This window comes from Corynebacterium simulans (genome assembly GCF_001586215.1).
Lineage (GTDB): Bacteria > Actinomycetota > Actinomycetes > Mycobacteriales > Mycobacteriaceae > Corynebacterium > Corynebacterium simulans.
Map to the genome: position 1 here is coordinate 1,655,510 of NZ_CP014634.1, position 13,096 is coordinate 1,668,605.

Annotated in this window: 9 protein-coding genes and 1 pseudogene; 7 read left to right on the forward strand and 3 right to left on the reverse strand. The window is 59.1% G+C overall.

Features of this window, described 5'->3' with window-relative positions; translation table 11 throughout:
- Positions 1 to 183 precede the first annotated feature (183 nt).
- The 4 genes from WM42_RS07835 (at position 184) to WM42_RS07850 (ending at position 5,215) form a co-directional block, all read left to right on the forward strand.
- On the forward strand, positions 184 to 1,896 hold the full coding sequence (locus WM42_RS07835; protein WP_062036793.1) for a glycerol-3-phosphate dehydrogenase/oxidase: 1,713 nt from the start codon (positions 184 to 186) through the stop codon (positions 1,894 to 1,896).
- A 27-nt stretch (positions 1,897 to 1,923) separates the two neighbouring features.
- Positions 1,924 to 2,664 (forward strand): MIP/aquaporin family protein, encoded by a 741-nt coding sequence (locus tag WM42_RS07840; RefSeq protein ID WP_062036796.1) that lies wholly within the window; start codon positions 1,924 to 1,926, stop codon positions 2,662 to 2,664.
- Between the two features lie 45 nt (positions 2,665 to 2,709).
- Complete coding sequence (gene glpK / locus WM42_RS07845) at positions 2,710 to 4,257, forward strand: glycerol kinase GlpK (protein ID WP_062036799.1); 1,548 nt, start codon at positions 2,710 to 2,712, stop codon at positions 4,255 to 4,257.
- A gap of 121 nt (positions 4,258 to 4,378) precedes the next feature.
- Positions 4,379 to 5,215, forward strand: coding sequence for a Cof-type HAD-IIB family hydrolase (locus WM42_RS07850; RefSeq protein ID WP_062036802.1), 837 nt, complete (start codon positions 4,379 to 4,381; stop codon positions 5,213 to 5,215).
- A 35-nt stretch (positions 5,216 to 5,250) separates the two neighbouring features.
- Here the strand turns inward: WM42_RS07850 and WM42_RS07855 are convergent, their stop codons facing one another.
- Positions 5,251 to 7,398, reverse strand: coding sequence for an N-acetylmuramoyl-L-alanine amidase (locus WM42_RS07855; RefSeq protein ID WP_062036805.1), 2,148 nt, complete (start codon positions 7,396 to 7,398; stop codon positions 5,251 to 5,253).
- Positions 7,399 to 7,602: 204 nt separating this feature from the next.
- Between WM42_RS07855 and glf the strand changes: the two genes are divergently transcribed.
- Positions 7,603 to 8,799: a UDP-galactopyranose mutase gene (gene glf, locus WM42_RS07860; protein WP_062036808.1), complete on the forward strand. Its 1,197-nt coding sequence runs from the start codon at positions 7,603 to 7,605 to the stop codon at positions 8,797 to 8,799.
- A 280-nt stretch (positions 8,800 to 9,079) separates the two neighbouring features.
- Entirely contained in the window at positions 9,080 to 10,570 is a 1,491-nt protein-coding gene (locus tag WM42_RS07865; protein ID WP_062039307.1) for an ATP-binding protein, read from the forward strand.
- On the opposite strand, the pseudogene WM42_RS07870 reads toward WM42_RS07865, so the two are convergent.
- Positions 10,567 to 10,776, reverse strand: a pseudogene (locus tag WM42_RS07870) (type I restriction enzyme endonuclease domain-containing protein); the annotation flags it as partial. The gene WM42_RS07865 and the pseudogene WM42_RS07870 overlap by 4 nt on opposite strands.
- Before the next feature lie 294 nt (positions 10,777 to 11,070).
- On the opposite strand from WM42_RS07870, the gene WM42_RS07875 reads away from it, so the two are divergent.
- Entirely contained in the window at positions 11,071 to 11,613 is a 543-nt protein-coding gene (locus WM42_RS07875; RefSeq protein WP_062036814.1) for a three-helix bundle dimerization domain-containing protein, read from the forward strand.
- Between the two features lie 8 nt (positions 11,614 to 11,621).
- On the opposite strand, the gene WM42_RS07880 is transcribed toward WM42_RS07875, so the two are convergent.
- The gene (locus WM42_RS07880; protein ID WP_062036817.1) at positions 11,622 to 12,932 is read right to left on the reverse strand and encodes a hypothetical protein; all 1,311 of its coding nucleotides are present in this window, start codon (positions 12,930 to 12,932) and stop codon (positions 11,622 to 11,624) included.
- Positions 12,933 to 13,096 lie beyond the last annotated feature (164 nt).

The window sequence follows — 13,096 nt, forward strand, 5'->3', positions numbered from 1 at the left end:
CGCGCTTTCTGTCGTGACCCCTAACATAAGATTTAGGAGAAAAGATCTTCAAGGCCCGAGGCGGGGAATGGACCACTTTGGGCGACCATGAGGCTCCACCTGTCACCGTAGCGCGCGCCGTGCGAGAGCACGGCGACTGTATTGCGATGGCATAAGGGGCAAGTTAAGGAGATGAGTTTAGTAATGACAAAGCTAAGCAATCAGAGTTTCAACCCGGAATACTTTGAAAAGGCATGGGAGAACTACTCCGATGAGGAATATGACGTCGTCATCATCGGCGGTGGCTCCGTTGGCGCAGGCGCAGCAGTCGACGCCGCTACCCGTGGCCTGAAGACCGCAGTTGTCGAGTCTCGCGACTTCGCAGCAGGTACCTCTTCCCGCTCCTCCAAGATGTTCCACGGTGGCCTGCGCTACCTGGCGATGTTCGACTTCCGCCTGGTCGCCGAGTCTCTCCATGAGCGCGAGCTCAACATGTCCACCCTGGCTCCGCACCTGGTCAAGCCGCTGAAATTCATCTTCCCGCTGACCCACCCAGTCTGGGAGCGCGTGATGATGTTCGGCGGCTTTACTTTGTATGACCTCATGGGCGGCGCAAAGAGCGTTCCGATGCAAAAGCACCTGACCCGCAAGGGCGTGCTGAATGTTGCCCCGGGCCTGAAGGATCACGCAGTGGTTGGTGGCGTGCGCTACTACGACACGCTTGTCGACGACGCTCGCCACACCATGACCGTCCTGCGTACCGCCGCCGAGTTCGGCGCCAGCGTCCGTACCGGCACCGAGGTCGTGGGCTTTGAAAAGGACCGCGGCGGCCGCATCATTGGCGCGCATGTCCGTGACGTTGCAACCGGCCGCGAGGCCACCATTAAGGGCCGCGTCTTCATCAACGCCACCGGCGTGTGGAATGACAAGATTCAGGAGATGGCCGGCGTGGAGGGCAAGTTCACCGTCCACGCTTCCAAGGGCGTGCACATCGTCGTGCCGAAGGACGCCCTCGACGCCGATGCTGCACTGTGCTTCGTCACCGAGAAGTCCGTCCTCTTCGTTATTCCATGGGGCGAATACTGGATCATCGGTACCACCGACACGGACTGGGAAAAGGGTCTGTCTCTGCCGGATCCGGCACCAACCAAGGCTGACATCGACTACATCCTGGATCAGGTTAACCAGCGCGTTTCCCGCACCATTACCCGCTCCGACATCGTCGGCGTTTACTCCGGCTTGCGCCCGCTTTTGACCGGTAAGTCCGACACCACCACCAAGCTGTCCCGCAACCACGCCGTGGCCAAGGTTGCTCCGGGCCTCGTCTCCGTTGCCGGTGGCAAGTACACCACCTACCGCGTCATTGGTAAGGATGCCGTTGACCTGGCAGTAAAGGAGCTGACTTTCGACGCCCCAGAGTCCGTCACCGAACGCACCCCAATCCTGGGTGCCGAGGGCTACCACGCTCTGGCTAACCAGGTACCGACCTTGGCTAAGCGCTACGGAGTGCACCAGGACGTCATCGAGCACCTGCTTGGCCGCTACGGCTCCCTGCTGGGCGAGGTCCTCGCTCCGGCAGAAGAAGACGCTGAGCTGCTGAAGCCGGTTCCAGGCGCAGAGCAGTACCTGTGGGCTGAGGTGCGCTACGCCGTCACCCACGAGGGTGCACTGCACCTGGATGACATCCTTTCGCGCCGCCTGCGCATCGCCATTGAGTACGCACACCGCGGCGTCGATTGCGCCGATGCGGTGGCCAACTTCGTCGCTCCGCTGTTGGGCTGGGACGATGCTGTCAAGCAGGCAGAAATCGCCGCATTCAAGCAGCACACCGAAGCCGAGCTGCAGGCAGAAGCAGCACTGACCGACCAAGAAGCAAACGACATCCTCGTGCGCGCGGCAGGCAAGCCGCAGGTATAAGGACCATTCAAGAGAAAGACTAAAAGCATGACCGCAATGGATGCTTTCCTCTGGGAGTTCATCGGAACTGCCCTGCTCCTCCTGCTGGGTAACGGCGTGTGCGCCTTGGTTACCCTGCGCACCTCCGGTGCCAAAGGATCTGACTGGATTGTCATTGCCCTGGGCTGGGGCATGGCAGTTTTCGTGGGCGCCAGCGTGGCGGACCCTTCCGGCGGCCACCTCAACCCGGCCGTGACCTTGATGGTTGCCATCAACGGCGGCCTTGAGTGGAACCTCGTTCCTGCTTACATCGCAGGCCAGCTATTGGGCGCAATGCTCGGCGCATTGCTTGCTTGGGCGGCCTTCAAGCAGCTTTTCGACGCCAATAACCTCGACGAAGCTGGCAATGAAACCGGTGCGAACGCCTCCACCGGTGGCATCTTCTTCACTGGCCCTGCTCACCCGAATAGCTTCTGGAATGCGGTCACTGAGTTCATCGGTACCTGCGTACTGTTGATGTTCATTGCCTTTGGTCCTTCCGGCGGTGAGATTGGTGCACTGAAGTATTTCGCAGTCGCATTCGTCGTCGTTTCGGTCGGCCTTTCCCTGGGTACCCCAACCGGCTACGCCATCAACCCGGTTCGTGACCTGGGTCCGCGCTTGATGTACGCATTCGTCCTTCCCATCAAGGACAAGGGAAGCGCCAACTGGGGCTATGCCTGGGTACCAATCGTCGCCCCGATGCTTGCTGCAGTAGCCATCGGTTTCCTTTCCATGGCTTTGGCTTAAATACGCATCTCACCGCATCTTTGAAACTACGCAAGGAGTAAATCCATGAGCGAAAACAAGTTCGTAGCAGCAATCGACCAGGGCACTACGTCCACCCGCTGCATCATCTTCAACCACGACGGCGAGCAGGTCTCCGTCGGCCAGTTCGAGCACGAGCAGATCTTCCCGGAAAAAGGTTGGGTTGAACACGACCCGAAGGAAATCTGGGACAACACCCGCCGCGCCGTCGGCGAGGCTTTGGCCAACGGCGACGTCGCCGTCGAGTCAATCGTTGCGCTGGGCATTACCAACCAGCGCGAGACCACCGTCGTGTGGGATAAAAACACTGGTGAACCGGTCTACAACGCAATTGTTTGGCAGGACACCCGTACCACCCAGATCTGCAAGGAGCTGGCGAGGGAGGAGGGCCCGGACAAGTGGCGTCGCCGCACCGGCTTGGTCATCAACTCCTACCCGGCAGGCCCAAAGGTCAAGTGGATCCTCGATAACGTCGAGGGTGCTCGCGAGCGTGCCGAGGCTGGTGACCTGCTCTTCGGCACCATCGATACCTGGCTGCTGTGGAACCTGACCGGTGGCGCCGAGGGCGACGGCGACCAGCCGCCAGTTCACGCAACCGACGTCACCAACGCATCCCGTACCTTGCTCATGGACATCGAAAAGCTCGAGTGGGATGAGGAACTGTGCAAGGAGATGGGCATTCCTACCTCCATGCTGCCGGAGATTCGTCCTTCCCTCAGCGACTTCCGCACTGTGCGTGCCCGCGGCTCCCTGGCTGGTGTGCCGATTCGCGCCATCCTCGGCGACCAGCAGGCAGCAATGTTCGGCCAGGGCTGCTTCCGCCCGGGTTCTGCAAAGAACACCTACGGCACCGGCCTATTCTTGCTGTTGAACACCGGTACCACCCCGAAGTTCTCCGAGAACGGTCTGCTGACCACGGTGTGCTTCCAGCGCGAGGGTGAACGCCCTGTCTACGCGCTCGAGGGCTCGGTCTCCATGGGTGGCTCCCTGGTGCAGTGGCTGCGCGACAACCTGCAGATGATTCCGAACGCGGCCTCCATCGAGAACATGGCCCGCTCCGTCAAGGACAACGGCGGTGTTTACTTCGTGCCGGCCTTCTCCGGTCTCTTCGCACCGTACTGGCGCCCGGATGCCCGCGGCGTCATCGTTGGCCTTACCCGCTTTGCTAACCGTAATCACATCGCCCGTGCGGTTCTGGAGGCAACTGCCTACCAGACTCGCGACGTCGCCGATGCCATGGTTGCCGATTCCGGTGTGGAGATCACCGAGCTGCGCGTCGACGGCGGCATGACGCACAACGAGCTGCTCATGCAGTTCCAGGCGGACATCCTGAACGTCGAGGTGCACCGCCCGAAGAACGTGGAGACCACCGCAACCGGTGCTGCTTTCGCCGCTGGCCTGCAGGTTGGCTACTTCGAGGATCTAAAGAGCCTGGACACCGGCAGCGGTGAGTTCAAGGTCTGGAGCCCGAAGATGGATGAGGAGGAGCGTTCCAACCTCTACAGCGAGTGGAAGCGCGCCATCAAGCGTTCCCTGGCTTGGGAAGACTCTGAAGACGATGACGTCATTCAGTAGGCAACCCTCCCGCTAGCTCCCGATTAGCTAGCGCGCTCTAGGTCCCGCATCTTTTTGGTGCGGGACCTTATTTCTTGCAGGAGGTGCTAATTGCCTGCGGGCGCGAAGTAGACTGTGGGGCATGGTTGATTCCTTATGGGCGCCGCGCCTTATTGCCAGTGACATCGACGGAACTTTGTTGGATAAGAACCATCGCGTCACCAAGCGAAACCGTGAAGTAATAGCCCGAGCCGTGGCTTCGGGTGCGTACTTTGCGCTTTCCACCGGGCGCCCGTTCCGCTGGATTGCGCCCGTGCTGGAGCAGCTGCCCGTCCGCCCGGTATGCGTGACGTCGAATGGCGCCGTCATCTACGATTCCGCGGAAGATAAGCTCCTCAATGTGCACGCGCTCTCGCCCGCGGCCATCACAGACGTCATCGCCGTGGCGCAGGAGGTACTGGAGCCGCTTGGGGGAGCAGGCTTCGGCGCGGAACGCGGCGGGACCTCGCTTGCCGACCCCGTCGAAGAGCTTTTTGTGGTGGAGCCCCACTATTCCGAGAACGCGCTTTTCGACGGCTTCGGGGTCGTTTCCATCGATGAATTAGCGGCTGAGCCCGCGGTGAAATTGCTTATCCGCAACACGCAATTTAGCGCCCCTGAACTCTACGATCTGATTGCTCCGCGGGTGGACCCAACGGTTGCCCATGTTACCTATTCGATGACGGAGGGCATCCTCGAAGTCGCTGCCCCCAACGTGACCAAGCGCAAGGGTGTGTCCTGGCTGGCGGAGAACTTTGGCATCGAACGCAGCGACATAATCGCTTTTGGGGACATGCCCAATGACATCGAAATGCTGTCGTGGGTGGGGCGCGGCGTCGCCATGGGCAATGCGCATCCTGCCGTGAAGGAGGCTGCTGACGAAGTCACCATGGCCAACCATCAATCGGGCGTAGCAAAGGTGCTAGAACAATGGTTCTAGCACCTTAATCCTGCAGGGGTGTCAGCCCCTGCCAACTAGTCGGTGAAGACGTTAATCTTCTCGGTTGCTGGGTCGTACTGGATGTAGCCACCCTGGAAGTCCACGCGGATTTCGCGGCCGTTGCCGGTGGAGACCTCGTCGGAGGTTGGCAGGCCGAGCTTGGTGGAGTTGTCGCCTTCGGACCAAGCCTTAGCGATCTGGCCCGTTAGGGCGTGAGTGCCGGTCTCCTCGGAAGAGAGAACGACGCCGTTTTCAAAGAGCTGGGAGACAACGCCCGCCTTGAAGTCCGGGCCGCCTACTGCGAGGCCGAGAACCGGGCCGAAGGCGTTCAGGATTGCCGTCCAGGACTGCTGCAGGCCCGGGTTGCCGGAGATCTGGACGACCTTGGAGACAATGTTTGGAATCTCCGAGGTGGTCAGGCCACCGACGACGGTCTTATTGCCGTCGACCTTCTGGCCCGAGCGAGCCAGGAAGATGCCGACCAAGGTTGCGGCGATACCGGCAACCGCCTGGACTACTGCAACCGGCACCTGGACGCCGCCCAGGGAGGAAGTAGCGCCGTTCGTACCGGTGGTTCCACCGGTGTTTCCACCCGGATTATTGGTACCCGGCGTCGTGGTGCCGGTATTCGTCCCAGTGTTCGTGTTGGTGCCATCGTTGGATGGCAACTGCGCACCGGAGCCGGCAGTGCCGTTCTTGATGGACTGGTATTTGCGGTAGGTCGCATTGCGGATATCGCCCCAACGTGCCACGGTGTACTGGCCTGGGCAGGCGGTGTAGTGCAGGTCATTGTGGCCGTGGAAGGTTGGAACGTGAGCAACCGCGCCTGCTGGGAAACGGGAGCCACCGAAGCCGCCGGAGACCAGGTCGGTGGAGCCCTTCGGGTTGATGTTGGAGATCGCGGCCTTCCAGCCGGCGATTTCCGCCACGGAGTTCAGCATTTGCTCCGTCGGTGCTGCGGTTTCGTAGTTACCAATCATGGAGATGCCCCACGTGTTGGTATTGAAACCGCCAACGTGTGCGCCCTGCACGGCCTTATCGAGGCCGCCGTAACGGCCCTCGTAGATGGTGCCGTATTTATCCACCAGTGCGTTGTATCCGATATCGCACCAGCCCAGGTTCTGCGCGTGGTACTGGTAGATTCCGCGCACCTGCGCTGCAGCATCAGCCTTGGTGTAGTTGTTGCTGCCCGCGGTGTGGTGCAGGGTCAGTGCCTTAACGCCGTCGTCGTAGTCTGGCCCCATGCAGCGCTTAGACTCGTCCGCACCCCAGCCTGCGCGGGAGACGACCTTTGGCATGCCGTCGGTGACAGCGGTCTGCTCGATAGCCTCGCCAGCCTGCGCATTGCCGTCAATGAAGACAGCCTCCATGCCCTCGGTGCTGGTGTTGTTTGCCGACGCGCCGGAATCCTGTGCGTCAGAATCCTGTGCGCCGGAATCCTTAGTGTCCATCTCCTGCACGTCAGCCACCGGCGCAATGTCACCGACGTTGTACGGCAGCGGCGCCGGTTGCGGGTTGGCTGCTGCTTCCGCGGCCTGTTCAATCACGGACTGATTGGAGTCCTCCGCCGGTGCGGAAGCAGGCGACTGGCTTGCCGACGCCGCCGGTGCCGAGGTTTCCGGTGCCGCGGACTCTGGGGCCTGCGTACCGTCTTCTTCCACGGGGGTTTCCTCGAAGCTCTTGTCCAGGTTGGTGCCCGAGACAAGATCGACGTTGTTGATGGAAACCTGCACGTCGTTGGTGGTTCCTGTGTAAATCAGCTCGGTGCCGTTAGTGGCGTTCGGATCGTCGTTGGTATAACCCGAGTTGTCCATGTCGTACCACTGCGACCACGAACCGTCCGCCTGCTTGGCGCGCACGAAAGCGGCGACGTCACGAGCGCCCTTCCAGGTCACGGCGAACATGGAGAAAGGCTCGTCCCGGTGGAACTGCTTGACGGCGCGGGGGCCGTCGCCTTCGCCCTGGGCAGAGATAGCAGCGTCGTCGACCACAACGGTTTCGCCGTCGCCAAAGCTCGTCGAGGCGGAAGCTACTTCGATGGGGCCGGAGCCGTTTTCTTGGGTGCGCAGCACTTGGTGGCCACCGAAGGCGGCAGCCGCAACCATCGAGACAGAGGTGACAGCAGCGATGATCGGAGTGGACCACTTCGACTTGGTAGGAACGAGACGGCGTCGTAGTTGCACGTTATCTCCCTTGAGGTTTTGCGTAACGCGTGCGGGTGGTTTAGACAGCTCAAACCGAATTACGAAAGTTAACAGTTGCGTAAAATGTTACTTATGTTGTTTCTGTTAATTCTGTTCCGACACGCGTCAAAAGCGCATTCTTGATGAAGTTCTTTGTGGGTGTCATCCCCGGCGACAAGGGCGATCTCCAATAAGGTGGGGTACATGACTTCTTATGACCTCATCGTTGTTGGATCTGGATTCTTCGGCCTGACCGTTGCAGAACGTGCGGCCTCTCAATTGGGCAAGAAGGTGCTCATCGTCGAGCGCCGTAACCACCTGGGCGGCAACGCCTACTCGGAGGCGGAGCCGGAGACCGGCATCGAGGTGCACAAGTACGGTGCGCACCTGTTCCACACCTCTAACGAGCGCGTGTGGAACTACGTCAATCAGTTCACCGACTTCACGGACTACCAGCACCGCGTCTTTGCTATGCACGACGGCACCGCGTATCAGTTCCCAATGGGTCTGGGCCTTATCAATCAGTTCTTCGGCAAGTACTACTCGCCGGATGAGGCACGTCAGCTCATCAAGGATCAGGCCGGCGAGTTCGACGTTGATGAAGCTCAGAACCTGGAAGAGAAGGCCATCGCTCTTATTGGTCGTCCGCTCTATGAGGCATTCATCCGCGATTACACCGCAAAGCAGTGGCAGACCGACCCGAAGGAGCTGCCGGCGGGCAACATCACCCGCTTGCCGGTTCGCTACACCTTCAACAACCGCTACTTCAACGACACTTACGAGGGCCTGCCGGTAGACGGTTACGCGGCATGGCTGGAGAACATGGCGAAGCACGAGCTTATCGACGTCCAGCTGGACACCGATTGGTTCGAGGTTCGCGAACAAGTTCGCGAAGAGAATCCGGATGCGCCGGTTGTTTACACCGGCCCGCTGGATCGCTACTTCGACTTCTCTGAGGGCGAGCTGGGCTGGCGCACCCTGGACTTTGATCTTGAGGTCTTGCCGACCGGCGACTTCCAGGGCACCCCGGTGATGAACTACAACGATGCTGACGTTGATTACACCCGCATCCACGAGTTCCGCCACTTCCACCCTGAACGGCAGGATAAGTACCCGAAGGATAAGACCGTCATCATGAAGGAGTACTCGCGCTTCGCCGAGTCCGGCGACGAGCCTTACTACCCAATCAACACTCCAGAGGACCGCACCAAGCTGGAGGCTTACCGACGCCTCGCAGCGGCCGAGGCAAAGGAGAACCAGGTTCTCTTCGGTGGCCGCCTGGGTACCTACCAGTACCTCGACATGCATATGGCCATTGCTTCCGCGCTGAGCATGTTCGACAACAAGCTGGCCCCGTTCTGGAACGAGGGCAAGGCCCTCGAACAGGAGCGCGGCCACTAAGCCGAACTTCGTCAACATAACACTTAACACTCAACACACCACCCAACACACCACTCAACACACCACACTATGGAGTGTTGGGTGGTGTGTTGTATGTAGTGTTGTGTAGTGTTGTGTAGGTCGGGAAAATCATGATTGAACTGCGAAATTACCCCGTACTGTGAGAATTTCGGACGAGGAGTACGTGCGAACACTACACACCACACCACAGTGTGTGTAGTGTTGTGTGTAGTGTTTGAGGGTGTTCAGGAGCGTTGAGTGCTGATAGGGGTGAGTGATTGTGGTCTGGGACGATGACCAGGCGGAGATCGCCGAGATCATTGGAAGCCTGCGATCTCAGGACACCGATACGCGCGCCGTAGAGGTCAAGGCAGCTGCGGGAGGTTTTCCTAAGAAGCTCGTTCGCTCTATCTCTGCCTTTGCTAACGGGACTGGTGGAATCATCATCTTGGGGCTGGATGAAGAAAACGGGTTCGTTACGGTACCAGGCTTTGATGCTACTGCCATGGCGGATGCTCTGGCTGGCGCATGTGCAGACCTCGTGACCCCGTCGGTTCGCGCCCAGATCGGCATTGTTGAGTGGGAGGGCGCGAGCATTGTCGTTGGCACCATTCCCGAATGTGCTCCTTTTGAGAAGCCTTGCTGGGTCGTTTCTCAGTCGAAGTATCACGGCAGCTATATCCGGGTCCATGATGGGGACCGCGTACTAAAGCCATACGAGATCGACCGGCTGGAGGAAAACAAGACCCAGCCGGAATGGGATCTGGAGCCGGTTCCGGATGCTGACATCGACGATCTGGATCCTGACATTGTGGCCGAGATCTTGGCCCGCGAGCGCTCCATCCATGAACGCATTTTTGGACGGTTGAGCGATGAAGAGGCGATGTTAGCGCTCCACCTGATTACCCGGAACGACAACGGAAAACTAGTGCCAACTCTGGGCGGGCTTATGGCAGCGGGCACTTACCCGCAACAGTTTTTCCCGCGGCTCAACGTGACCTTTGCAGCATATCCCGGCACCGATAAATCGGCCGGAATGGGCAAGCAGCGCTTCCTCGACAACGAAAGTCTGGTGGGGCCCATTCCTGTGCTGGTCGCGGATGCCGTGCGGGCAGTCCGACGCAATATGCGCGTCGGAGGCGTAATCGAGGGAGTCTTCCGTAAGGACTTGCCGGACTATCCTCCGGAGGCTGTGCGTGAGGCAGTCGCTAATGCGCTTATGCACCGTGACTATTCGCCGCAGGCGCGGGGCACGCAGGTACAAGTGAACCTGTATGTCGACCGGCTGGAGATCCTCAACCCCGGTGGTCTTTATGGAACGGTTACCGTTGATCGGTTGGGCACTGCGGGTATGTCTAGCGCGCGCAATCAGCATTTGTCTGCGTTGCTGGAGGTGACTCCTGCCGGTGACGGAGATGGGTACGTTGCGGAAAACCGTGGTACCGGATATATCGAGATTCTCGACCAACTGGAGCGGCAGCTGCTGCCGCCGCCGGTACCACGGGATTCATTAACCACATTTGAACTCACCTTTGCACGGCGAAATCCGACTACCCCGGAGCGCACCGCGGCGTTGGGTGGCGGAACCCGCGGGCGCGTGCTCGACTATCTTCGCGAACACAGGACAGCGTCCAGCCGCGAATTGGCAGGGGCTGCAGGGCTGTCCCTCAACGGCGTGCGCAGGACCATCAACGAACTTGTTGAGGAAGGCGTCATCGTGCGCACTGAGCCGCTGAAGAGCCCGAAGCAGCACTATCGGCTGCAGGGCTAACCACGGCGTTCAACGTCAGCTTGTTCGCGCGCCGCCGCTGAATACTTGTAGTCGCGTAGCAACCTGCGGCCCGAGCGGCGTAGTTTCGCACGTACGTCATCGCGTACTGTCCAGTCGGTCTTTGCATCTCGACGCAGCATGGAAACGAGCTGGCGTGCGATTTCAGCAAGAACTTCGTCGTCCATGAGCTCGGTTGCGGATTCGTTACGTTAAATAAACTCGAGCGAAGTACCCAGCTTTTAGTCTGTTAATCGTCCTGAAGGGGGCTTAAGACTGGTTAATTAATGATAAAAGAGTGTTGCCCGAGAGTGGTTTGGTTTTTCGTGGGGATCGGGCTTCAAAAGCGTATGACTTGCTGACGTGTTCGGTCAGGTCCGGTGATAAAGCGGTACTTTGACGGTTTTGTGCGTGCCGCGGGTTGGTGTTGAAACCGGGAGCGAATCTCCGTAAGGTTAACGTTAGGTTAACAAACGGAGAATAGAAAGTAATTGGTGAGTACCATGACGCATCTCAATGATCACCGCCTCGCGACCTTGCGCCAGGACCTCCACGACCTGTACGGCAACGCTCACGCTGCTGCGGAAATCGACGCCGAGGTAGACGCGGCAATCGCGCGCCATACTGCCGGTGCAACGGTCGAAGAATTCATCCCTGTTCTGGTTGAACGTGAGGTAAAAGATTACTTCGGCGAGCACCGCCTTCACGTGCGCTTTTCCGCTGGCGCAAATCAGGCCTTGGCACAGGAAGTTGTAGAGCTCGCCAAGAAGTATGCTGGCGACGCCTTGCTTGTCGACGCCGCGGCACCCCACGAGGAAGCCGACCCCGAAGGCCGTATGGTCGAAATGCCTGATTTCATCGTCTACCTAGGCCGCGAGATTCCGCGCGACGAGCCGGGCAAGGACATCAAGATCTGGGACATCGCAGAGGCTAACACCGAGGAAGAAAAGCGCGAGCTGCACGACGACCTCGGCGCCCGCGTGCTTTATATGTTGGGCAAGCTGGGTATCGAGCCAGTAAGCGATAAGGCCCCTGTCGAGGCCTAATCTCACAACTAGAAGCGATAGGCCGGTGGCAGGTTCGCAGAAATAGCGTTGTTGGACACCCAGAACTCGGCGTAGTTATAGGGCATGTAGTGCGTGCCCATGCCTGGATGCCAATCCTGCTCGCCTAGTTGCGGCGGGACTGCCCGCTGGTGATTGAGTTCGCCGTGGGCATAAAGCCGCTCGGGCAGCGCGCCGATGATAGGACGGTAGTCGGCTAGAAGGCGCGCAAACTGTGCCGAGAAGTCCGCGCGAGAAAGATCCTTTTCCAAGATCTCAATGCGCTCGAGAAGGGCGCTGATCGCGCTCGTCGCCGGAAGGTCTCCGCTTTCTGCCACTGCAGAAGCTCTCTGCATATCTGCTTTCAACCATCCCAACTCAGTTGACCGCGTGAGTTTTTCGCCCTTAGCCATGCGCTGGAGATCATCCAGCTGCGCCTTCGCAGTGCTGAGTCGGTGCAACTGGCGGTAACCCTGCGTAATTGATCCGCTGTGTTGGAAAAGTAGGGAAGCGCTAGCCGAAGGATCCAACGAATCCAGTGCCACAATGTTCGGCTTTCCCCGGCGATAGTCAGCCTTGATTTGTTCCCATTGAGCCTTGAAGGCCTCGTTAATCAGCGGGGTATTAAGTTCCGCGACGATTTTGTCGCCCTCGATGATGAACTTCGTGGCCGCTGGTAGAGCACTGCGGTTGAAGTCCAGCTGTTCGAGGAGTCGACGGGCGGTTACCCTGCGCGAATACAGAAATGAAGCCACGAGCATCGCGACCGCTAGCACTGACATCGCGATGAAGATGCTCCAGCCCGGAAGCCGTGTAGTCGATTTGCGGTAGATAGAGGGATCGCCCGCAGCCTTGGCCGCCAAAAGCAGGCCGACGGTGTAGTTGCCGCCCCGCACCGGCGCTTCCATCTGGTCCAGAATACCGTTCAGGCGCCCGGGCTCTTCGATGGAAATCGCTTCGCACACGTCATTACTGCAACGGGCAGTCGATGACATTGGATCCAAACCAACGCCGATGAGCAGCGTTCCTTCCCTAAGACTGCGCCCATCCGTGTTTAGCAGGCCGCGGGCGTTGTCTCGCAGGTATTCCAATGCATCAGTCGATACATCCTTGTGGTTGTGCTCATAGGTGAAGTACAGAATCCGGCTTACCTCAGGAGGTAGGTCCAGTTCCTCCGATTCCTGGCGCAGAGTTGATTCATCCGAGGGCGAAAGCAGATTACCTTCATCAAAAATTTCCACCGTGGGCGTAGCGGCGTGTGCCGTTGCTGGCAGCGTCACCAGCAAGAAAGCTACGGCGAGTAGCTGGAAGAGATATTTCATTAGATAAAAGAGTCCGCTCTTAAAAGATGGAGAATGCGAGCGCATTTATGGCTCTTTAGGCTCGGATCAATCGTAGTGCTCACGGCCGGATTGTATTAAATACGCGTCACTGCAGCCATGAATCCGTGTGGGAGCGAGGTTATCGGCCACAAACCACTAGGCTG